Raw genomic sequence first — 20,109 nt, 5'->3', positions numbered from 1 at the left:
GAGGCGGAGTCGGGAATTTTGGGGCTCGGCGCCTAGGCTGGGGGCAACACCGGTTCGGCGCCACCGCCGAACGTAGCCGTTGAAGGGCATCCCGGGACGCCTGGTCTCGCCTTGATCACGCGGGTGCAGTTTCCGACCTCGAGCAAGGACCGATGACCACAACCACACACACCGTCACCGATCGCCCGGAGAGCTCCCATCACTCGCTGATTCAGGCGGTCCAGGAGGCGGGTCTGCTGAAACGGACCCCAGGTTTCTACATCACGCTGCTCGCTGTCCTGGTCGGCTGCACCGCGGTCGCCGTGACGGGTGGCGCACTGCTCGGTTCGTCCTGGTTCCAGCTGCTGATCGCGGCCGGGCTCGGCGTGATCTTCACCCAGTTCGCGTTCTTCGCCCACGAGGCCGCTCACAAGCAGGTGTTCGCCTCCGCCCGTAAGAATGATCTTGCGGGTCTGTTGATCGGCTCCGGCGTGGTCGGCCTCAGCTATTCCTGGTGGCAGTCGAAGCACAGCCGGCACCATGCCAATCCGAACAAGATCGGTCGCGACCCCGACATCGACATCGACATCCTCTCCTTCGACGAGGAGCACGCCCGGGCCAAGCGCGGCATCTGGGCCGCGATCACCCGCAAGCAGGGCTACCTGTTCTTCCCGCTGCTGCTGCTCACCGGCCTCGGCCTGCATGTCGACTCCGTGAAGAGCGTGTTCAGCCGCTCCGGACGCGCGACGACACTCGAGCGGGTCCTGCTCGTCCTTCGGCTGACACTCTTCCCGACCGTCGTGATCCTGTTGCTCGGGCCCGGCATGGGTGCCGCGTTCCTGGGCGTCCAGGTGGCGGTGTTCGGGTTCTACATGGGCATGTCGTTCGCCCCGAACCACAAGGGGATGCCGATCATCTCGGCCAAGAGCAAGCTGGACTTCGTCCGCAAGCAGGTGCTCACCTCGCGCAACATCCGCGGCTTCGGGACCACGACGCTGATGGGCGGGCTCAACTACCAGATCGAGCACCACCTCTTCCCGAGCATGCCGCGGCCGCACCTGCGTCGCGCGGCGGCCATCGTCCGGGAACACTGCCAGCGGGTCAAGATCCCCTACATCGAGACGAGCCTGCCCGCGTCGTACGCGCGGATCGTGAGCTATCTCAACCGGGTCGGCCTGCACGCCCGCGATCCGTTCGACTGCCCGGCCGCCCGCAACCTCGCCTGACCGCGGGGCCTAGAATCCGGGCCATGGCCCAAGTCGTCGTGTACGGACATCGGGAGCCACTCACCCGGCGCCGTGCCGCGCTGTCGGACGCGATCCACGGTGCCGTCATGGTGGCGCTGGACTATCCGGCCGAGAAACGGTTCCACCGCTTCGTCGGATTGGCCGCCGAGGACTTCGTCCATCCCGCCGATCGCGGCGAGGACTACACGATCATCGAGATCTCCCTGTTCTCCGGCCGCTCCGACGACGCCAAGCGGCGGCTGATCGCCGAGTTGTTCGCGCGGATCGAGCGCGACGCCGGCATCGCCCCGCACAGTGTCGAGATCACACTGACCGAGACGCCGAAGGTCAACTGGGGCATCCGCGGCCGGAACGCCGCCGACCTCGACCTCGGCTACCGGGTCGAGGTCTGAGCCGGGTCGCCCGAGGACTGGAGCTGGAGCGAAAGGTGGGCCGCGACCGCCTCCAGAGTGCGCTCCAGGACGCCGAGCGAGGCGCGCCAGTCGGTGCCATGGTGCAGGGCGTGGTCGGCGCCCTCGAGTTCCAGCACGGTGCCGCGCAGGTCGCGGACGGCGGCCGCGTCCCAGAGCTTGTCGGCCGTCCCGCCGACCGCGAGCGAGGGCGGGCCGGGGATCGTCAGGCTTCGGCGTACCGCCGGATCGGTGAGCAGCGGGGTCAGCCAGACGCCGGCATAACCCTTCCGCGTCGCCCAGGGCGCGGCGAGAGTGCCCAGCGACTTGGCGATCACCATGGTCCGCGGTGCCAGCGGTGCGGTCGCGTCGAGCAGGTCCGCGCCCTGCTCGACGAAGCCGACCCGCTCCGCCGCGGTCACGCCCTCGGTCTGCCAGCGCATCGTGGTCACCTGCCAGCCGGCGGAGGCCGCGACCTGGCAGGCCCCAGTACAGGATCGGCGCGTCCGCGGTGTAGTTGCCGCCGGGCAGCACCAGGGCGCGGCCGATCGGCTCGGTCTCGGTGTCCCAGACGGTGACCTGGTACGGGTCCACGGCGACCTCCTCAGTTCTTGCTGACCAGACTCCGGGCGAAGAAGCTCACGTTGGCCGGGCGTTCGGCGAGGCGGCGGACCAGGTAGCCGTACCAGTCGTTGCCGTACGGGAGGTAGACCCGGACCTGGTGGCCCAGATTGACCAGCCGCTGCTGCTCGGTCGGCCGGATCCCGTACAGCATCTGCAACTCGTAGCTGTCCACCGGCCGTACGTTGTCCCGGGCCAGCTTCAGCGCGATCTCGATCAGCCGCGGGTCGTGCGTCGCGAGCATCGGGTAGCCGGGCCCGGCGAGCAGGATCTTCAGGCACCGGACGTAGGCCCGGTCCACCTCATGCTGATCGGTGAACGCGACGCTCTCCGGCTCGTTATAGGCGCCCTTGCAGAGCCGGACCCGGGAACCCTCGACGGCGAGGTCGCGACAGTCGCCCTCGGTCCGGTACAGATACGCCTGCAGCACCGCCCCCGTACGCGGAAAGTCCCGGCGCAGTTCGCGCAGCACCGACAACGTGGAGTCGGTGGTCGTGTGGTCCTCGGCGTCCAGCGTGACGGTCGTGCCCGCCGTCTCGGCCGCGGCGCAGATGGTGTGCGCGTGCTCGAGCGCGATCTTCTCCCCGTCCGGCAGCTGCTGCCCGAGGGCGGACAGTTTCACCGACACCTCGGCGGCGCCGGTCAGCTCGGCCTCGCGGAGCCGGCCCAGCAGGTCGACGTACGCCAGCGCGACGGCATCGGCCTGGGCCCGCGAGGTGGTGTCCTCACCGAGATGGTCGATCGTGATCTTGAGCCCCGCGCCGGCCAGTTGACGGGTCGCGGCGACGGCCTGGTCGACCGTCTCCCCGGCCACGAACCTGGCCACCACGTCGGAGGTCACCGGAAGCCGGGTGAGGAGATTCTTGATCCCCTGGCTGCGAGACATTCCGAGCAGGGCGCGACGCAGCATCCCGACCTCCATCCATGATCACGTACCCCGCCGGACTGACGAACCGGCGCGCTCGGCAGCCTAATGCCGCAGCCCCGCGCCCGTGAAAATTCCGCCGACCAGTCACAAACGCAGCCGTTTTTGCGGCGTGTCGCTGCAGAAGTGACCGGTCGATGCGGAGGCGCGCTCAGCCGACGTTCGCGATGCCGCCGCTGTTGACCACGAAGTCGGCCGGACGGGTCAGGTGACTGCGGGCGAACGCCAGGGACTCGGCCAGGTCGATCTCCCGCTTGGCCCGGGTCTCGCTCTTCCGGGAGTTGATCTCCAGCACGACGTGGCCGTCGAAGCCCCGGCGGGCCAGGTGGTTCAGCACCTCGGCGGCGCGCTGGTCGCCGCGGCCCGGGACCAGGTGCTCGTCCTTCATCGACCCGTTGCCGTCGGTCAGGTGGACGTGCCGGAGCCGGTCGCCCCAGGCCTCGACCAGGTCCACCGACTGCTGGCCCGCGGTCGACGCGTGGGACAGGTCGAGGGTGAGGTGCTCGTAGTCGAAGTTCGTCGGGTCCCAGCCCGGCAGGTACGCCTTCAGTTCACCGCCAGGCGTCCGCCAGGGATACATGTTCTCGACGCAGAACTTGATCCCGGTCGCGTCGTTCAGCCGCTGGATGCCCTCGGCGAAGTTCCGCCCGTACTCCCGCTGCCAGCGAAACGGCGGATGCACCACGACCACGTCGGCGTCCAGCCGGTGCGCGGCCTCGGCGGACCGCTCCAGCTTGGCCCAGGGATCGGTGCCCCAGACCCGTTGGGTGATCAACAGGCACGGTGCGTGGATCGCCAGCACCGGCACCCCGTGGTAGTCGCGCAGCTTCTCCACGGCGTCGATGTCGGCGGCGACCGGGTCGATGCCGACCATCACCTCGACGCCGTCGTACCCCAGCCGGTGGGCCAGTTCGAAGGCGCTCGAGGTGGTCTCGGGATAGACCGAAGCGGTCGACAAGGCGACCTTCGCGGTCGTGGCCCGGGCCGCAGTCCCCGGGGCGCTCTCGATATCCGGCACGACTCTCAGCGTACGCGATCTTGACCTCACTGCGCGCCTGCTCGTTCGAGCCCTGGTCAGCCGGGCGTAGGCTGCCGCCGTGCCGGAAGTTCTGCTCCCCTTTCCTCGTGCATTCGCCGAGTTCACCAACCCCGACGACGCCGACGAGGTGTTCCGCTGCGACCTGACCTGGTTGACGTCGCGCTACACCTGCATCTTCGGGCGCGGCTGCAAGGGGATCTACGCCGACCGGCCGAACGACGGCTGCTGCACGCTGGGCGCTCATTTCGCCGATGCCGACGACGAGAAGCGGGTACGGAAAGCGGTCAAGCAACTGACTCCGGAGCTCTGGCAGAACCACAAGGAGGGCCGCAAACGCGGCTGGGTCGAACTGGAGGACGAGGACACGGTCGCCCCGGGCGAGAAGCCGGGACGCAAGACCCGCGTCTTCAACGGCGGCTGCATCTTCCTCAACGAGCCCGGCTTCCCGGGCGGCGAGGGCTGCGCGCTGCACCACCTCGCGGTCGGCCAGGGCCGGGACTTCCTGGAGACCAAGCCCGACGTCTGCTGGCAGCTGCCGATCCGGCGCCAGTTCCGTACCGTGCAGCGGGCCGACGACACCAGCTATACCGAGATCTCGATCGGCGAATACAGCCGCGACGGCTGGGGGCCGGGCGGGCATGACCTGGACTGGTACTGCACCGCCAACACCGAGGCGCACGTCGGCAAGGAGCCGGTCTACCGGTCCAACCGGCCGGAACTGGTCGCGCTGATGGGCCAGGCCGCCTACGACGTGCTGGTCGAGCTGTGTGCGGACTTCGAGGACCGGCCGGGGCGGGCGCTGCGGCACGCTGCGGACCCTGCCGCGAAGGCTCCGCGCTCCCGGTCCTGACCCCGGTCCCCGGCCGGCCGGACGGCATGGCCAGAATGGCCCCTATGCGTCTGGATCATCTCTCGTTCGCCGCCGGGCCCGACGGACTCATGGGAACGACGGAGCAGTTGAGCCGGCAACTCGGTGCCGACTTCCACGACGGTGGTTTCCACCCCCGGTTCGGCACCCGCAACCAGATCCTGCCGCTGGCCGGCGGGCTCTACCTCGAGGTGGTCGAGGCCCTGGAGCACCCGGCGGCCGAGAAGGCGCCGTTCGGCCAGGCCGTCCGGGCCCGGTCCGAGATGGGCGGCGGCTGGCTCGGCTGGGTGGTCGCGGTCGAGGACCTGGCGCCGATCGAGGCCCGCCTCGGACGGAAGGCGGTGCCCGGCAACCGGCGCCTGCCCGAGGGCGAGGAACTGCAGTGGCAGCAGATCGGGATCAAGGGCCTGCAGGCCGACCCGCAGCTGCCGTTCTTCATCAAGTGGCTGAGCGACGCCGAGTCGCACCCGTCGGTCGGCGGCGGCGACATCCGGTTGGCCAAGCTGGAGATCGCCGGCGACCCGCACCGGGTGGACGAGTGGCTCGGCGGCAAGGCCGACCACGTCGTCGACGGACTGGAGATCGCCTGGAACGCGCCCAACGGGCAGCCGGGGATCGACGCGGTCACGTTCCACACCCCGGCCGGACCGGTCCGGATCTGATCATGGTCGGTTCCCGGTGCTGAGCCGGTTCCTCCGGCCGGAGCTGGCGGCGCTGCCGGCGTACGTGCCCGGCCGGCCGGCGCCGGTCGGGCCCGGCGGCGTCTCGTACAAGCTGTCCAGCAACGAGAATCCCTATCCGCCGCTGCCGGGCGTGCTGGCCGCGGTCGAGCACGCGTGTGCCGGGATGAACCGGTATCCGGACATGGGCAACACCGCGGTGATCGCGGCGACCGCGGCCCGGCTCGGCGTCGACCATGATCAACTCGCGTTCGGGACCGGCTCGTCCGGCGTGCTGTACCACCTGCTGCAGGCGACCTGTACGGCCGGCGACGAGGTGATCATCGCCTGGCGCAGCTTCGAGGCGTACCCGATCGCGATCAAGCTGGCCGGCGCCGTTCCGATCATGGTCCCGCTCGGCCCGGGTGCGGTTCATGATCTTGACGCGATGCTCGCCGCGATCACGCCGCGGACGAAGATGATCATCCTCTGTACGCCGAACAACCCGACCGGTCCGGCGATCTCCCACGACGACCTGGTCGCCTTCGTCGAGACGGTCGACGGGCGAGCCCTCGTGGTGGTGGACGAGGCGTACGTCGAGTTCGCCGACGCTCCGCCCCGCACGATCGAGTTGATCAAGAACGGGACGCCGGTCGTCTCACTGCGCACCTTCTCCAAGGCGTACGGCCTGGCCGGGTTCCGAGTCGGCTACGGCATCGCCGACCCCGAGATCGCCGTCGCCGTCCGCAAGACCGCGATCCCGTTCGGCGTCTCGCTACCCGCCCAGGCCGCCGTGATCGCCTCGCTGGAGGCGGAGAAGGAACTGCTGGACCGGGTCCGCCTGATCGTCGAACGTCGCGACGTCCTGCTGGCCCGCCTCCGCGAGGTCGGCCACCAGGTCCCGGACAGCCAGGCCAACTTCGCCTGGCTCCCCCTCGGCGCCCGCACCGGAACTGCCGTCGAGACCTTCAGCGCCGCGGGCCTGATGGTCCGAGGCTACGGCGACGACGGCCTGCGGATCACCGTCGGCGAACCAGAGGCCTGCGAGCTGGCCGTCGAGGTCGCCGCCACCCTGCTCTGACCAGGCGGCCCGCCGCGTGTCACAAATCTGCAATGCAACGGCCCGGATTTCGCCGGTATTGGCTTGGCGGAGGCGTTGCGTTGCAGATTTGTGACAGGGCCAGCATGATCAGCGGATGCCGGTACGGAATCCATTCGATGCCCTGCTCAGCCAGGATGGCGGCGTCATCGCTCTGCGCCGATATCCCGACCACCGGCGCGCCCTGCACCGACTCGTCGAACGCGGCCAGCTGGCCACTGTGCTGCCCGGCGTGTTCGCCCCACCCGAAGCGGTCGACCGGCTCGACGTCCGGCTCCGCGCCCTGGCCTGTTGGGACGACGACCTCGTCCTGACCCGCTGGGCCGCCGCCCGACTGACGTTCTGGCCCGACCTCCCCGTCCCGATGATCACGGCCGCCCTCCCGCGGAAACGCACCGCACCGCCAGGCTTCGAGCTCGTGCAGGAGACGATCCCGCGCCCGCTGATCCGCTCGGTCGACGGGATCCGGGTCACCGCACCGGAACTGACCGCCCTCGACCTTGCCCTCACCGACCACGGCGCGGCGATCGAACGGGTCCTGCGTACCCGCCTCCTCACCGTCGACAGCCTTGACGACGCGCTCGCCCAGACAGCGCGCCGCCGCAACAACGAGCTACGCCGCCGCTGGCTCGACAGGTCCCGCCGTCGGCCTTGGTCGACAGCGGAACGCACCCTGCACGAGTTGTTGCGGGGTGCTCGGATCGATGGCTGGGTTGGGAACGCCACGATCCGGGCCGGCGAGGTGCGCTACGTGGTCGACCTTGTGTTCCGTGAGGCGCGGGTCGTGATCGAGGTCGACGGGTATGAGTTCCATCGGTCCGAGGAACAGTTCCATCGCGACCGGCGCAAGTGGACCGATCTCGCGGCCGCCGGCTGGACCGTGCTGCACTTCACCTGGCCGCAGCTCACCGAGGACCCCGACTGGGTCCTCCGATCGATCCGCCGCATTCTCACCAGACACCGCCGCAGTGCTTGACCACACCTGTCACAAATCTGCAATGCAACGCCTCGCCAACGCCGATCTCGGCAAAATCCAGACCGTTGCATTGCAGATTTGTGACACTTCCTACCCGAGAACGCGGGCGCAGTGGTCGGCGACCTCGGCGAGCGGGGGGTCCAGCGGGTCGGCGTCGGGCTCGGCGGCGCTGGTCAGGCAGCTGATCAGGACCGGGTCGCCGGAGGGGGTCCAGGCGACGCCGACGTCGTTGCGGGTGCCGTGGTCGCCGGTGCCGGTCTTGGAGGCGAGGCGCCAGCCGGGCGGCAGGCCCTTGCGGAGCGTGTTGTCGCCGGTCCGGTTGCCCAGCATCCAGTCGACCAGCCGACGCCGCTCGGTGGTACGGAGTCCGTCGCCGACCAGCAGCTTCGCGTAGGTTCGGCCGATCGACCACGGGGTCGTGGTGTCGATCAGCTGGCCGGGCTGCCAGGCGTTCAGGTCCGGCTCCCACCGGGTCAGGTTGCTCGTCTCGTCGCCGAGGCAACGGGCCAGCCGCGTGATCGCGGTGGGGCCGCCGATCAGCTGGAGCAGCCAGTTGGCGCCCGCGTTGTCGCTGTCACGGAGGGTCACCTCGCAGATCTCGGCCTGGGTCGGCGCGTAGCCCTGGTCCTGCCACTCCTGCAGCCGGGGCGCGTACCCGGCTCCGGCGACCAGCGACGGCGGATAGTGGGCCCGCCGATCCAGCACCTTCCGGTCCGGAGTGACCAGATCGCCGCGGAGTACGGCGGCGACCGCAAGGGTCTTGAACGTCGAGCACATCACGAACCGCTCCCCCGCTCGATGGGCCAGCCGGCGCCCGGTGCGCAGATTCGTTGCATACAAGCCGATCCGGCGGTCATGGGCGGCTTCGATCCGGGCCAGCGGACCGGAGTCGGCGTGGGCGGTGCCGGCGACCGCGCCGAACGCCAGCGCCGCTCCGCCGGCCAGCGCGACGCGTCGGGTCAGTCGGGTGTTCTCCATGATCACTCCTCAGCCGAGTCGCTCGATGCAGTGGACGAAGGCCTCGGTCAGCGGCTCGTCCTTCCGGGTCGCTTCCGGGTCGTCGGCCCGGGTCAGGCAGCTGACCAGGATCGGGTCCTGGCGTTCGTTCCAGGCGATCCCGACGTCGTTGCGGGTCGCGTAGCTGCCCGACCCGGTCTTGTCGGCGAGCGTCCAACCGGCCGGCAAGCCCTTGCGGAACGGCGGATTCGCACGGTTGCCGAGCAGCCAGCCGGTGATCGTCTCGCGCTCCCGGTGCTGCAGCGCACGACCGAGAATGATCTTGGTGTAGCTGGTGCCGAGCGCTCGCGGGGTGGAGGTGTCCACGACCTGTCCCGGCACGTATTCGCTCAGGTCCGGCTCCCAGCGGTTCAGCCAGGTCACTCGGTCACCAAGATCACGAACGAAGTCGGTCACCGCCGCCGGGCCGCCGATCGCCTGGACGACGAGGTTGGCGGCGCCGTTGTCGCTGTCCCGGACGGCCACTTCGCAGACCTCGGCGAACGTCGGTACGTAGCCCTCGGCGAACCACTTCCGGGTGTACGGAGCCCAGACGTCGCCCGCGACCAGCGACGGCGGATAGTGCACCGGGCGCTGCTGCGCCTGCCGGTCCGGGGTGACCAGCCGGCCGTCCAGCGCGGCCGCGACCGCGAGGGTCTTGAACGTCGAGCAGAGCGCGAACCGTTCGTCCGGCCGGTGGGTAAGTTCCTGGCCGGTGCGCAGGTTCTTGGCGTAGAGGCCGATCCGCCGGTCGTGCTTGGCCTCGAGCGCCTCGATCGCCCCGGCTGCCTCGCCGGGCTGGTCCGCGCGAGCGGTCCGGGGCAGCGCGACGGTGGCGGCGAGAGCGGCGGCACCGGCCAGGACGGTCCGGCGGGCGATCGGCTTGCTGGGTGCTGATGCGTTCAGGTCCATGGCGGCCAGGGTTCCCGCGAGCCGGCCGGGACACCAAGACACCACGAGGCCGATCGATACGGAATGCGTATGGTTGCCCGCATGGATCTGCTGGAGGGGCTGCGCTGCTTCGCGGCCGTCGCCGCCGAACGCAGCTTTACCCGCGGCGCGGCGCGCTGCGGCCAGCCGCAGCCGGTGGCGAGCCGGCGGATCTCCGCGCTCGAGCAGCGGCTGGGCGCGACGCTGCTGCTGCGCACCTCGCGCCGGGTCGAGCTGAGCCCGGAGGGCGAGCGGCTGCTGCCGCTGGCCGGCGAACTGCTGGCCCGGGCCGACCGGATCGACAGCCTGTTCACCGCGCCGGAGCGGAGCCTGCTGATCGCGGTCCCGACCGGCCTGACCGCGGCGGCGCGGGCCGCGATCCGGCGCGGGCTGCCGGACCGGACCGTCGGGTTCGTCGACGAGGAACCGCCGGACCGGGAGGAGTTGCTGCGGGCCGGGCTGGCGCAGCTGGCCGTCCTGCCGACCTCGCCGCAGCAGGCCGAGTTCACCGTCCCGCTCGGCATCGCGCACCATGATCACGCCCCGGCGGCGCGGTTCCACCTTGATCAACTCCGGCGCCCGGTCCGGGAGCGGGACCTGCCGCCGCGCGCGGTCCACCTGCTGGCCGAGGACGACGTGCCGACCGTCCGGGACCCGGTCACCGAAGCCTGCTACGGATTCGGGCTGCGGGCCGATCAGCTGGTCGTCGGCACCCCGGAGACCGAGGCCTGGACCCGGGTGCACGAACGCGGCGATGTGCTGCTCGCCTCGGCGGAGCAGGCCCGCCGCGAGGACCTGGCCTGGTCCCCCTTGGCCCGTCCGGTGGTCCGCCGGAGTTATCGACTTGCCGGTTCGGCCGACCTCGATGATCATGACCAGGTGGATCTGATCACCCGACTGGCGACGGGACTGGGCGGCGGCCGAGGACGTACTCCATGATCACGAACCGGACCGCCTTGATCGACGACGTGCAACGGGACTGGCGGGCCGCCGGCCTGCAGGGTTCCCTGTTGGCCCGCAATCTGATCACCGGCGCCGAATTCGGGTTCGACACCGGGCTGGTCTGGCCGCTGGCCTCGGTGATCAAGCTGCCGATCGCGCTGGTGATCTTCGACGCCTTCGAGCGCGGCGAACTCGACGCTGCGGAACCGTTCGAAATCGCGCCGCAGCACGCCACCAGCGGGCCGACCGGGGTGTCGCTGTTCCGGCACCCGAGCCGGGTCGCCGCCGAGGACCTGCTCCAGCTCAGCCTGGCGGTCAGCGACAACGCCGCGACCGACCTGCTGCTGGACCGGTTCGGCCTCGAGCAGGCGAACGCGCGGCTGACCGAGCTGGGTTGTCCGGAGTTGATCATCCGGCACTCGATGGCGGCGATCTACGGTACGGCAGCCGCCGTCACCAAGATCGGCGCCGGCCTGGCGCGGGCCGGCCAGACCCGGGACGGCCATCTGATCGAGGAACTCGACCCGAACCGGGCCAATGCCGGCACCGCCCGCGCCCTGGTCGATCTGCTGGACCGGGTCTGGACGGACCGGATCGCGAGCCCGGCCGCCTGTGCCCGGCTGCGCGGCGCCCTCGGCCGGCAGCTGGTGCTGCACCGGCTGGCCGTCGAGCTGGCCGCCGACGACGTGGGGATCTTCACCAAGACCGGCACCTTCCTCGACCTGCGGCACGAGGTCGGCGTGGTGCAGCTCGGCGACGACCGGATCGCCGTCGCCGCCCTGACCCGGTCCGACGTCGCCGCGTTCGTCCAGCTGGAAGCGGATTTCGCGATCGGCCACGCGGCCCGGCTGGCCGTCGACGCGGTCCGGAGTTGATCATGAGTCGGGGCATCGTCCTGCTCTGCGGCCGTGCGTTCTCCGGCAAGAGCACTGTCGCCGGGCAGCTCGCCAATGGGTTGCCGGGCATGATCATCAGCCTGGACGCGATCAATGCCGAGCGCGGGCTGTGGGGCGGCGACGGCATCCCGATCGCGGAGTGGGCCCGCACGCTGGATCTCGCGCACGACCGGGTGACCGAGGCCGTCGGCGACGGGACGACGGTGATCATCGACGACACCAGTTCCCCGGCCTTCCTGCGGGACCGCTGGCGGGAGCGGGCCGCGGCGCTCGCCGTACCGCTGGTGCTGGTGTACGTCGAGGTCGACGAGGCGACCCTGCGCGAGCGCGTACAGCGAAACCGGGCCGACCGACGCCGCGGCGACGTGACCGACGCCGTGCTGGCCGAGCATCTGGCGTCCTTCGAGCCGCCGACCGAGGCGGAGGCAGCCCTGGTCGTCGACGGGGCGACGCCCGCCGCCAAGGTGGTCGCCGCCGTACGGAAGGTCCTGACGGCGCCTCGCTGACGGTCAGGGCACCAGGACGTCGAGATCGGCCAGCCGGCCGAAGTGGCGCAGCTTGTCGTGGTTGATCACCGAACGGAACGCGACGATCCGGCCGTCGTCGGCGATGTCCAGCGCGATCACGTTCACCAGGGCGCCGTCCTCGGTCCGGACCAGGACGCCCGGCGAGCCGTTGATCTCCGCCGGCTCGAGGTGGCCCTGCAGCCGGACCAGCTGGCGCAGCAGCCCGCCGAGGAACCGGGTCACCTGCAGCCTGCCGACCACCGGGTGCTTGATGCCCCAGCCGTTGCCGCCGCCGTCGCCGTGGAACACCACGTCGTCGGCGAGCAGCTGGACCAGCCCCGCGGTCTCGCCGCTCTCGAAGACCCGGAAGAACTCCGCGGCGACCTCGGCCCGGCGCTGCGGCGAAACCTCGAACCGCGGTCGGTTGGCCTGGACGTGCTTGCGCGCACGGGACAGCAGCTGCCGGCAGGTCGCCTCGGACTTGTCGATGATCTTGGAAATCTCCGGGTACGGGAAGTCCAGCACCTCGCGCAGCACGAAGACCGCGCGTTCGGCCTCGGACAGCTGCTCCAGCAGGGTCAGTACGGCCAGCGACAGCGCGTCCTTGGTCTCGGCGTGCCAGGCGCCGTCCTCGGTCAGCAACGGCTCGGGGATCCACTCGCCGAAGTACCGTTCCCGCCGCACCCGGGCCGACTTCAGCTGGTCGATCGCGATCCGGGTGGCGACCGTGGTCAGGAACGCCTTCGGATGCCGTACGTCCTCGGCCTGCAGTGCGCGCAGGAACGTCTCCTGGACCACGTCCTCGGCATCCGCGGCGCTGCCGAGCATGTGGTAGGCGATCGAGAAGACCAAGGGCCGGTACTCGGAGTAGAGATCCTGATCCATGTTTCTTCTCCTGACCTGTCACAGCCAAACCTGGTCCCTCGTCTCAGAGGGCGATCCAGAGTCTAGGGAGGAACGAACATGAAGGTTCTCGTGGCAGGGGCGACGGGTGTGGTCGGGCGGCGGTTGGTGCCGATGCTGCTCGAGCAGGGACATCAGGTGGTGGGCATGATCCGGAGCAGCAGGGCCGACGATCTTGCCGCCCTCGGTGCCGAGATCGTCAGCGTCGACGCGTTGGACGCCTCGGCCGTGCTGGAGGCCGTACGCAAGGCCGAGCCGGAGGCGATCGTCCATCAGTTGACCGCGCTCAGCGGGGCCTCGATGCGCAACTTCGACCGCGGGTTCGCCCGGACCAACGAACTCCGGACCACGGGCACCGACAACCTGCTCGCCGCGGCGAAGGCGGTCGGCGTCGGCCGGTTCGTCGCGCAGTCGTACACCAACTGGACCAACGACCCGAACGGGCCGGCGGTGCAGGACGAGACGGCCGGGCTCGACCCGAACCCGATCCCGACCCAGCGGCAGACGCTGGCCGGGATCGCGTACCTGGAACGGGTGGTCCCCGAGGCCGGCGGGGTGGTGCTGCGGTACGGCAACTTCTACGGGCCGGGCACGCATTTCAGCCCCGGGGCCGAGTACGAGAAGCTGATCCGCTCCGGCGGGTTCCCGATTATCGGCGGCGGCACCGGTATCTGGTCCTTCATCCACGTCGACGACGCCGCCACTGCTGCGATCGCCGCGCTCGACCACCGGGCGCCCGGGATCTACAACGTCGTCGACGACGAGCCCGCACCGGTCGCCGAGTGGCTGCCCGAGCTGGCCCGCGAGCTCGGCGCGAAGCCGCCGCGCCGGGTGCCGACCTGGCTGGGCCGGCTGCTGGCCGGGCCGGCCGTGGCGCATCTGTCGACGCGGGTCCGCGGATCGTCGAACGCGAAGGCGAAGGCCGAGCTGGGCTGGACGCCGCGGTACGCCAGCTGGCGGGACGGGTTCCGGCACGGCCGCGGCTGATCCGGCTTCTTGTCAGTGCGGGGATCTAGGTTGTCGGTCATGGCGAAGTCAACCTCCCGTCCGGCGTACCGCTGCACCGAGTGCGGCTGGACCACGGTGCGTTGGGTCGGCCGCTGCGGCGAGTGCCAGGTCTGGGGCAGTGTCGTCGAGGACGGTGCGCCGAAGGTGACCAAGGTCGCCACCTCGCGGCCGACCGCGAAGGCGATCCCGATCTCGGAGGTCAACGCCGACGCGGCGACCCGGATGCTGACCGGCGTCGGCGAACTGGACCGGGTGCTCGGCGACGGGCTGGTGCCCGGCGCCGTGGTGCTGCTGGCCGGCGAGCCCGGCGTCGGCAAGTCGACGCTGCTGCTCGAGGTCGCCGCCCGCTGGGCGAAGGCCGGGCGGCGCACCTTGTACGTCACCGGCGAGGAGTCGGCCGCCCAGGTCCGGCTGCGGGCCGGCCGGACCGACGCGCTCGCCGACGAACTATTCCTGGCCGCGGAGAACGACCTCGGCACCGTGCTCGGCCACATCGAGGAGGTCGGGCCGTCGCTGCTGGTGCTGGACTCGGTGCAGACCATCGGCATGGCCGAGGCCGACGGCTCCCCCGGCGGCGTCAGCCAGGTGCGCGAGGTGACCGGCGCCCTGGTCCGGGTCGCGAAGCGGCGCGACATGGCGGTGATCATCGTCGGGCACGTGACCAAGGACGGCGCCATCGCCGGGCCGCGGCTGCTGGAGCACCTGGTCGACGTCGTGCTGGCGTTCGACGGCGACCGGCACTCCGGCTTCCGGATGGTCCGGGCCACCAAGAACCGGTTCGGCCCGGCCGACGAGGTCGGCTGCTTCGAGATGAGCGAGAGCGGGATCGTCGAGGTGTCGGACCCGTCCGGGCTGTTCACGTCCCGGCACGACGAGCCGGTGCCCGGCACCTGCATCACCGTCACGATGGAGGGCCGCCGGCCGCTGCTCGCCGAGTTGCAGGCCCTGGTCGCCCCGTCCTCGCTGCAGGTGCCCAGGCGCACCATGCACGGTGTCGACTCCGGTCGGCTGGCGATGGTGCTGGCCGTGCTGGAGCGGCGGGCCGGGCTCAGCCTGGCCCAGCGGGACGTCTACGTGTCCACCGTCGGCGGCGCCCGGGTGACCGATCCGTCGGCCGATCTGGCCGCGGCCATCGCGGTCGCGTCGGCGGCGATCAACACCCAGGCGGCCGTCGGCACCGACACCGCCCCGCGCTACGTCGCGATCGGCGAGCTCGGGCTGGCCGGCGAGCTGCGCCGGGTGCCGGGTACGGATCGCCGGCTGGCCGAAGCGGCCCGGCTCGGGTTCTCCGACGCCATCGTCCCGGCGCAGAGCCGGCGCGCGGCGGACCGGATGCCGAAGCTCGTCTCGGGGCTGCGGGTGCACACCGCGTCGACGATCGGCCAGGCGTTGCAGGCCCTCGACCTGGTCCGGCGGCCCCGGTCCGTCGAGCCCGTACCGGATCGTCCGGGTCCCGTGCTGCTCAGATGAGTGTCCGGGCCCGAGGCCGTACGGGTTCGATCATCGGGGCAAGCCCGCCATTACTATGGGCGCCAGCCTTGGCCTGCCGGGATGCGGGTAACGGAAGACAAAGCAGACGGACGGGGATCGAAAAGTGTCGGATTCGCACGACCCGCAATGCCGCCTGTCGGCATACCAGGCGGAGTTGGCGCCGGGGACGCCGTTGCGGGAAGGGCTGGAGCGCATCCTGCGCGGGCGGACCGGTGCGCTGGTCGTGCTCGGCGTCGGCCGGGATGTCGACAGGATCTCCACCGGCGGATTCGACCTCGATGTCGCCTTCACGCCGACGGCGCTGCGTGAACTGGCCAAGATGGACGGCGCGATCATCTACGACCCGGACAGCAAGCGGATCGTCCGGGCCGGCGTCCACCTGATGCCCGATCCGGCCATCGAGACGGTCGAGACCGGCACCCGGCACCGGACCGCCGAGCGGGTGGCCCGGCAGACCGGCTGCGCTGTGCTCTCGGTGTCGGCATCGATGGCGACGATCACGCTGTATCTCGACTCGCACCGGCATCTGGTCGAGCGGTCCGAGCAGATCCTGTCCCGGGCCAACCAGGCGCTGCAGACCCTGGAGCGGTACAAGGCTCGGCTCTGGGAGGTGACCAGCAGGCTGTCCGCGCTCGAGGTGCAGGACCAGGTCACCGTGCGCGACTTCGCCCTGGTCGCGCAGCGGCTGGAGATGATCCGCCGGCTCAGACTGGAACTGGACCGGTACGCAATCGAGCTCGGCACCGACGGCCGCATGCTGACCCTGCAGCTGCACGAACTCGGCGGCGGGGTCGAGGACCTGCGGCTACTGCTGGAGCAGGACTACCGCCCGGCCGGCAGCGACGACTGGGCCGGCCTGGACGGGCTGACCGCGCTCGGCACCGCCGAACTGCTGGAGCCGCTGGCCGTCGCCCGCGCCGTCGGGTTCACGGCGCATGAGCACCTGGACACCAAGATCAGCCCGCGCGGCTACCGTCAGGTCGCCCAGATCCACCGGCTGCCGACCGCCTTCGGGCACCGGCTGATCGAACACTTCGGCAGCCTGCAGGCCCTGTTCGCCGCGAGCACGGCCGACCTGCAGGAGATCGACGGCGTCGGCGAAAGCCGGGCCCGGGTGATCCGGGACGGCCTGGTCCGGCTCGCCGAATCCGCTTACACGGAACGGATGGACTGACCTTCGTCCGGTCCGGTCGGGCTCGCACCGGCGACGACCAGGTCGAACAACCGGTCAGCCTCGCCCGCGGGATCCGGATGGTGCGCGGTGGCCAGCGCGATGCCGACGATCAGCGTGATCAGGTCTGCCAGGGTGACGCCGGGCGCCACGAAGCCGTCCGCTCGGGCCGACTCGAGCAACGGCGCGCCCGCCTCGAGCAGGACACCGGTGCAGGAGTTCTCGTACACGGGATCGTGGTCGAGCCCGCCGTACGACAGCGCCGCGGCCAAGCCGCGCGCGGTCACGCAGTAGGCCACGACCTCCCGGAGCCAGGTCAGCAGCACGGACCGGCTGTCCGCGGTGCCGGTCAGGTCACGGGCGCGGTCGGCGAGATCGTCGATCCGTTGCCGGGACACGGCCTCGAGCAACGCCTGCCGGGTCGGGAAGTGGCGCCGCACGGTGGCCGAGCCGACCCCCGCCGTACGGGCGATCTGCTCCAGTGACGCGTCGGCGCCGCGCGCCGAGACCTCCTCCTCCGCGACCGCCAGGATCAGGGCGTAGTTGCGCCGGGCATCGGCACGCCGATGGTCGGGCACCGCGATCACCTCCGAACTTTGCTAAATGGCGGACCCCGCCATATTGTAGCGAGACAGGAAACGGCGGGCCCCGCCGTTTTAAGTCGAAGCTCTCGGAGGAAACCCGTGTCCACACCTTCCGCACCCGTCCTGGTCACCGGCGCGACCGGTCGCCAGGGCGGCGCCACCGCCCGCGCCCTCCTCGCCGCCGGGGTCCCGGTCCGGGCCCTGGTCCGCGATCCCGCCCGCGCCGGGGCCATCGAGTCGCAGGGCGCCGAGCTGATCACAGGCGACCTGCACGACCGCGCTTCCCTGGACCGGGCCGTGCAGGGGGTCCGGGCCGTGTTCTCGGTCCAGATGCCGGCCATGAACGAGCAGGGCGTCGACTTCGCGGGCGAGGTGACCCAGGGCGTCAACCTGATCGAGGCCGCGCGGGCCGCGGAGGTGCCGCAGTTCGTCCACACCTCAGTGAGCGGCGCCGGGCAACACAGAACGACCCCGGGCTGGGCCGAGGACCGCTGGGGAATGCTGGGCCCGAGCCTGAACGCGAAGGCCGCGATCCAGACCAGGCTGCGCTCGGCCGACTTCGAGCAGTGGACGCTGCTGAAGCCGGGCTTCTTCATGGACAACTTCCTGCCCTCGATGCGGTACCTGTTCCCGCTCGGGGTCGAGGGTGGCTTGGTCAGCGTGATCAAACCTGACACTCGGCTGTCCCTGGTCGCGACCGCCGACATCGGCGCCGCCGCGGCCGCCGCGATCTTGAACCCGGGACGTTTCGATCGGGTCGAACTCGAGTTGGCGAGCGACTACCAGCCGATGTCCCGGATCGCCGAGATCCTGTCCGGCGTGCTCGGCCGCCCGCTCACCGCGCCGGACCTGACCGAGGCCGAGGCCGTCGCCGCCGGCATGCCGCCGATGGGCGCGTCGCTGGAGTGGATGAACGTGGCCGGTCAGCCGGCCCGGCCCGAGTTCGCTCGCGATCTCGGCATTCCGGTCACGTCCTTCGAGACCTGGGCCGGCACGGAGTTCGGCGCCGACCGCTGACGGTCAGCCGGTGACGGTCATCCGCCAGCGCACGGGCTCGACGCCCTCGACCGTCGCGGTGGCCCAGTAGATGCCCGGCCGCGGCGTCTCGGAACTGATCTTGCAGTCCTCGCGGGAGCGCTCGCCGTCCCAGGTCATCTTCCAGGGCAGGGATTCCTGGCTGTCCAGGGTCTTGCTGACCGGCTTCAGCGAACGCTCGCAATGATCACTCGACCAGATCGGATCCGTACCCGACGTGATCTTGAACTGGAACGAGTCCAGATCGATGGTGATCTTGCACGGCGCGGCTCCGCCGTTGATCACCGACAGGTCGTACGTCGAATCCTGCCGGGCCCGCACCGTGCGCTTCCCGATCAAGGTCACCCGGAGATCGTCCGGCTCGCAGGCCGCTACCTCGGCCGGCTTGGTCGGCGTCGGGGACGGGGCGCTCGGGTCGGCGCTGCTGCTGGGTGACGGCGCGGGGCTCGTCGGCGGCTTCGGCGTGGCTGATCCGGACGGGGTGGAGCTGGGTGTCGCGCTCGGCTTCGGTTCGGGGGTCGAACTCGGTTCCGGACCTGTCGAGGGGGTCGGACTGTCCGCCGGCGGTACGGCGCTCGTCGGCTCCGGCCGGGTCAGCGTCTGGACGGCCAGGATGACGATCAGGGCGAGCGCGACCACGGTCCCGATCACCAGTGCCCGCCGTATCCAGTACGTACGCGCCGGCTCGGGCCCTACCGGCCGCAGCACGCCGCTCATGTCATCGAGCGTAGGGATCACCGTCCCCGGCTGGGGCGAGGCACGCCGGACGGGGGTCCGAGTCTGCCTCCGCTGGGCACAGGAAAGACTGGTCCGGTGACTATTCGACTGATCCATGTTGGCCTCGGCGGCTTCGGCCAGGACTGGGAACGGCGCCGGTTGCCCCAGGTGCCCGAGGTGGAGCGGGTCGCCTGCGTCGACCCCGAACCGGCCATGCTGGCCCGGGCCCAGCAACGGCTCGGGGTGCCGGCCGAGGACTGCTTCGGCTCGCTGGCCGAGGCGCTCGAGGCCCGGGAGGCGGACGCGGTGTTGATCACGACGCCGGTCGACGGGCACGCGCCGCTGGCCATCGAGGCGATGCGGGCCGGCAAGCACGTGATCACCGAGAAGCCGTTCGCGGCCAGCCTGGACGACGCCCGGGAGGCGATCAAGGTCGCCGACGAGACCGGGCGGATCCTGCTGGTCAGCCAGAACTACCGCTACCAGCCGGCCGCGCGGACCGCCGCCAAGCTGATCGCCGAGGAGGCGCTCGGCCCGCTCGGCGGCGTCCGGGTCGACTTCCGGAAGTGGGCCAACGACAAGGAGCCGGGCACCAACAAGCACTACCGGCTGCACCATCCGCTGCTGTTCGACATGGCGATCCACCACTTCGACCTGATGCGGTTCATCCTCGGCCGCGAGGCGAAGTCGGTGTTCACCCAGGTCACCGACCCGCCGTGGAGCCGGTTCGTCGAGGAGGCGTCCGCGACCGTCACCGTGACGTTCGAGGACGACCTCGTGGTCAGCTACCGGGGCAGCTGGGTCAGCCCGGGCGAGCCGACCACCTGGAGCGGCGACTGGCACCTGGAGTGCGAGCAGGGCGAGATCTTCTGGACCGGCCGGTCGGGCGACGACGACGCCCCGCACGAAGTGGTACGGCTTCGCCACCGCGCCGAGCGGGGCACCGACGACGTCGAGTTGATCAAGCTGGACCGGCTGGGCCGGGCCGGTTCGCTGACCGCGCTGGTCGAGGCGATCGAGACCGGCGAGGAGCCGGAGACCTCGGGCCGGCGCAACCTCGGCACCCTCGCCCTGATGGAGGCCGCGGCCCGGTCGGCCGTGTCGGGCCAGGTCGAACAGGTCTGACCG

General features: G+C 70.8%; 22 protein-coding genes. 14 read left to right on the top strand and 8 right to left on the bottom strand.

All coding sequences use genetic code 11. From position 1 onward, the window contains the following. Positions 1 to 152 precede the first annotated feature (152 nt). Both BKA15_RS22185 and BKA15_RS22180 read left to right on the top strand, forming a co-directional pair. The gene (locus tag BKA15_RS22185) at positions 153 to 1,205 is read left to right on the top strand and encodes a fatty acid desaturase family protein (protein WP_179754430.1); all 1,053 of its coding nucleotides are present in this window, start codon (positions 153 to 155) and stop codon (positions 1,203 to 1,205) included. Positions 1,206 to 1,228: 23 nt separating this feature from the next. Continuing rightward, a complete protein-coding gene (locus tag BKA15_RS22180; protein ID WP_179754428.1) occupies positions 1,229 to 1,618 on the top strand; it encodes a tautomerase family protein in 390 nt (129 codons plus the stop codon). On the opposite strand, the gene BKA15_RS22175 is transcribed toward BKA15_RS22180, so the two are convergent. The 3 genes from BKA15_RS22175 to BKA15_RS22165 all read right to left on the bottom strand — a co-directional run bounded on the left by BKA15_RS22175 (position 1,600) and on the right by BKA15_RS22165 (position 4,179). Beyond that, positions 1,600 to 2,058: an alpha/beta hydrolase gene (locus BKA15_RS22175; RefSeq protein WP_179754426.1), complete on the bottom strand. Its 459-nt coding sequence runs from the start codon at positions 2,056 to 2,058 to the stop codon at positions 1,600 to 1,602. The two genes, BKA15_RS22180 and BKA15_RS22175, sit on opposite strands and share 19 nt — an antisense overlap. Before the next feature lie 161 nt (positions 2,059 to 2,219). After that, a complete protein-coding gene (locus BKA15_RS22170; protein WP_179754424.1) occupies positions 2,220 to 3,146 on the bottom strand; it encodes a proline dehydrogenase family protein in 927 nt (308 codons plus the stop codon). A gap of 166 nt (positions 3,147 to 3,312) precedes the next feature. Further along, the gene (locus tag BKA15_RS22165; protein WP_312879195.1) at positions 3,313 to 4,179 is read right to left on the bottom strand and encodes a sugar phosphate isomerase/epimerase family protein; all 867 of its coding nucleotides are present in this window, start codon (positions 4,177 to 4,179) and stop codon (positions 3,313 to 3,315) included. Positions 4,180 to 4,258: 79 nt separating this feature from the next. Between BKA15_RS22165 and BKA15_RS22160 the strand changes: the two genes are divergently transcribed. From BKA15_RS22160 to BKA15_RS22145, 4 genes are all read left to right on the top strand, one after another. Further along, positions 4,259 to 5,050, top strand: a complete 792-nt coding sequence (locus BKA15_RS22160) for a DUF3109 family protein (protein WP_179754422.1) — start codon at positions 4,259 to 4,261, stop codon at positions 5,048 to 5,050. A 44-nt stretch (positions 5,051 to 5,094) separates the two neighbouring features. After that, positions 5,095 to 5,730, top strand: coding sequence for a VOC family protein (locus tag BKA15_RS22155; RefSeq protein WP_179754420.1), 636 nt, complete (start codon positions 5,095 to 5,097; stop codon positions 5,728 to 5,730). Between the two features lie 16 nt (positions 5,731 to 5,746). Beyond that, positions 5,747 to 6,808, top strand: a complete 1,062-nt coding sequence (locus BKA15_RS22150; protein WP_312879194.1) for a histidinol-phosphate transaminase — start codon at positions 5,747 to 5,749, stop codon at positions 6,806 to 6,808. 115 nt (positions 6,809 to 6,923) lie between these two features. Continuing rightward, complete coding sequence (locus BKA15_RS22145) at positions 6,924 to 7,802, top strand: DUF559 domain-containing protein (protein ID WP_179754419.1); 879 nt, start codon at positions 6,924 to 6,926, stop codon at positions 7,800 to 7,802. Between the two features lie 90 nt (positions 7,803 to 7,892). Here BKA15_RS22145 and bla (BKA15_RS22140) read toward each other — a convergent pair whose 3' ends face one another. Together bla (BKA15_RS22140) and bla (BKA15_RS22135) are read right to left on the bottom strand one after the other, a co-directional pair. Next, positions 7,893 to 8,780, bottom strand: a complete 888-nt coding sequence (gene bla, locus BKA15_RS22140; RefSeq protein WP_179754418.1) for a class A beta-lactamase — start codon at positions 8,778 to 8,780, stop codon at positions 7,893 to 7,895. Between the two features lie 9 nt (positions 8,781 to 8,789). Next, entirely contained in the window at positions 8,790 to 9,710 is a 921-nt protein-coding gene (gene bla, locus BKA15_RS22135; protein WP_179754417.1) for a class A beta-lactamase, read from the bottom strand. Between the two features lie 81 nt (positions 9,711 to 9,791). On the opposite strand from bla (BKA15_RS22135), the gene BKA15_RS22130 reads away from it, so the two are divergent. From BKA15_RS22130 to BKA15_RS22120, 3 genes are read left to right on the top strand one after another with little or no spacing between them, the layout of a single operon-like run. Next, positions 9,792 to 10,667 carry a LysR family transcriptional regulator gene (locus tag BKA15_RS22130; RefSeq protein WP_179754416.1) on the top strand — a complete coding sequence of 292 codons (876 nt, stop codon included), beginning with the start codon at positions 9,792 to 9,794 and terminating at the stop codon, positions 10,665 to 10,667. Next, complete coding sequence (locus BKA15_RS22125) at positions 10,664 to 11,545, top strand: serine hydrolase (protein ID WP_179754415.1); 882 nt, start codon at positions 10,664 to 10,666, stop codon at positions 11,543 to 11,545. The genes BKA15_RS22130 and BKA15_RS22125 overlap by 4 nt, the downstream gene beginning before the upstream one ends. A gap of 2 nt (positions 11,546 to 11,547) precedes the next feature. Continuing rightward, positions 11,548 to 12,072: a P-loop nucleotide/nucleoside kinase family protein gene (locus tag BKA15_RS22120; protein ID WP_179758631.1), complete on the top strand. Its 525-nt coding sequence runs from the start codon at positions 11,548 to 11,550 to the stop codon at positions 12,070 to 12,072. 3 nt (positions 12,073 to 12,075) lie between these two features. On the opposite strand, the gene sigJ is transcribed toward BKA15_RS22120, so the two are convergent. Continuing rightward, positions 12,076 to 12,957 carry an RNA polymerase sigma factor SigJ gene (sigJ, locus tag BKA15_RS22115; RefSeq protein WP_179754414.1) on the bottom strand — a complete coding sequence of 294 codons (882 nt, stop codon included), beginning with the start codon at positions 12,955 to 12,957 and terminating at the stop codon, positions 12,076 to 12,078. A 78-nt stretch (positions 12,958 to 13,035) separates the two neighbouring features. Between sigJ and BKA15_RS22110 the strand changes: the two genes are divergently transcribed. The 3 genes from BKA15_RS22110 to disA all read left to right on the top strand — a co-directional run bounded on the left by BKA15_RS22110 (position 13,036) and on the right by disA (position 16,648). Next, positions 13,036 to 13,962 (top strand): NAD-dependent epimerase/dehydratase family protein, encoded by a 927-nt coding sequence (locus BKA15_RS22110; RefSeq protein ID WP_179754413.1) that lies wholly within the window; start codon positions 13,036 to 13,038, stop codon positions 13,960 to 13,962. A 39-nt stretch (positions 13,963 to 14,001) separates the two neighbouring features. Next, a complete protein-coding gene (radA, locus tag BKA15_RS22105) occupies positions 14,002 to 15,453 on the top strand; it encodes a DNA repair protein RadA (protein WP_179754411.1) in 1,452 nt (483 codons plus the stop codon). Positions 15,454 to 15,577: 124 nt separating this feature from the next. Beyond that, positions 15,578 to 16,648, top strand: coding sequence for a DNA integrity scanning diadenylate cyclase DisA (gene disA / locus BKA15_RS22100; protein ID WP_179754409.1), 1,071 nt, complete (start codon positions 15,578 to 15,580; stop codon positions 16,646 to 16,648). Here the strand turns inward: disA and BKA15_RS22095 are convergent. Beyond that, positions 16,627 to 17,223 carry a TetR/AcrR family transcriptional regulator gene (locus BKA15_RS22095; protein ID WP_179754407.1) on the bottom strand — a complete coding sequence of 199 codons (597 nt, stop codon included), beginning with the start codon at positions 17,221 to 17,223 and terminating at the stop codon, positions 16,627 to 16,629. The two genes, disA and BKA15_RS22095, sit on opposite strands and share 22 nt — an antisense overlap. Before the next feature lie 105 nt (positions 17,224 to 17,328). Between BKA15_RS22095 and BKA15_RS22090 the strand changes: the two genes are divergently transcribed. Beyond that, positions 17,329 to 18,246, top strand: a complete 918-nt coding sequence (locus tag BKA15_RS22090) for an NmrA family NAD(P)-binding protein (protein ID WP_179754405.1) — start codon at positions 17,329 to 17,331, stop codon at positions 18,244 to 18,246. 3 nt (positions 18,247 to 18,249) lie between these two features. On the opposite strand, the gene BKA15_RS22085 is transcribed toward BKA15_RS22090, so the two are convergent. Continuing rightward, the gene (locus BKA15_RS22085; RefSeq protein ID WP_179754403.1) at positions 18,250 to 18,981 is read right to left on the bottom strand and encodes a hypothetical protein; all 732 of its coding nucleotides are present in this window, start codon (positions 18,979 to 18,981) and stop codon (positions 18,250 to 18,252) included. A gap of 96 nt (positions 18,982 to 19,077) precedes the next feature. Between BKA15_RS22085 and BKA15_RS22080 the strand changes: the two genes are divergently transcribed. After that, positions 19,078 to 20,106 carry a Gfo/Idh/MocA family protein gene (locus BKA15_RS22080; protein ID WP_179754401.1) on the top strand — a complete coding sequence of 343 codons (1,029 nt, stop codon included), beginning with the start codon at positions 19,078 to 19,080 and terminating at the stop codon, positions 20,104 to 20,106. Positions 20,107 to 20,109 lie beyond the last annotated feature (3 nt).

Source organism: Microlunatus parietis (genome assembly GCF_013407955.1).
Taxonomy (GTDB): domain Bacteria; phylum Actinomycetota; class Actinomycetes; order Propionibacteriales; family Propionibacteriaceae; genus Microlunatus; species Microlunatus parietis.
Note: the sequence above shows the minus strand (reverse complement) of the source record. Positions and strands in the feature narration are given on the sequence as shown.

Coding starts and splice junctions, on each gene's coding strand:
- BKA15_RS22155 (WP_179754420.1), top strand. CDS start 5,095: ATGCGTCTGGATCATCTCTCGTTCGCCGCCGGGCCCGACGGACTCATG.
- BKA15_RS22120 (WP_179758631.1), top strand. CDS start 11,548: ATGAGTCGGGGCATCGTCCTGCTCTGCGGCCGTGCGTTCTCCGGCAAG.
- BKA15_RS22110 (WP_179754413.1), top strand. CDS start 13,036: ATGAAGGTTCTCGTGGCAGGGGCGACGGGTGTGGTCGGGCGGCGGTTG.
- BKA15_RS22085 (WP_179754403.1), bottom strand. CDS start 18,981: ATGAGCGGCGTGCTGCGGCCGGTAGGGCCCGAGCCGGCGCGTACGTAC.
- BKA15_RS22145 (WP_179754419.1), top strand. CDS start 6,924: ATGCCGGTACGGAATCCATTCGATGCCCTGCTCAGCCAGGATGGCGGC.
- BKA15_RS22125 (WP_179754415.1), top strand. CDS start 10,664: ATGATCACGAACCGGACCGCCTTGATCGACGACGTGCAACGGGACTGG.
- sigJ (WP_179754414.1), bottom strand. CDS start 12,957: ATGGATCAGGATCTCTACTCCGAGTACCGGCCCTTGGTCTTCTCGATC.
- BKA15_RS22170 (WP_179754424.1), bottom strand. CDS start 3,146: ATGCTGCGTCGCGCCCTGCTCGGAATGTCTCGCAGCCAGGGGATCAAG.
- BKA15_RS22180 (WP_179754428.1), top strand. CDS start 1,229: ATGGCCCAAGTCGTCGTGTACGGACATCGGGAGCCACTCACCCGGCGC.
- bla (WP_179754417.1), bottom strand. CDS start 9,710: ATGGACCTGAACGCATCAGCACCCAGCAAGCCGATCGCCCGCCGGACC.
- BKA15_RS22175 (WP_179754426.1), bottom strand. CDS start 2,058: ATGCGCTGGCAGACCGAGGGCGTGACCGCGGCGGAGCGGGTCGGCTTC.
- bla (WP_179754418.1), bottom strand. CDS start 8,780: ATGGAGAACACCCGACTGACCCGACGCGTCGCGCTGGCCGGCGGAGCG.
- radA (WP_179754411.1), top strand. CDS start 14,002: ATGGCGAAGTCAACCTCCCGTCCGGCGTACCGCTGCACCGAGTGCGGC.
- BKA15_RS22185 (WP_179754430.1), top strand. CDS start 153: ATGACCACAACCACACACACCGTCACCGATCGCCCGGAGAGCTCCCAT.
- BKA15_RS22130 (WP_179754416.1), top strand. CDS start 9,792: ATGGATCTGCTGGAGGGGCTGCGCTGCTTCGCGGCCGTCGCCGCCGAA.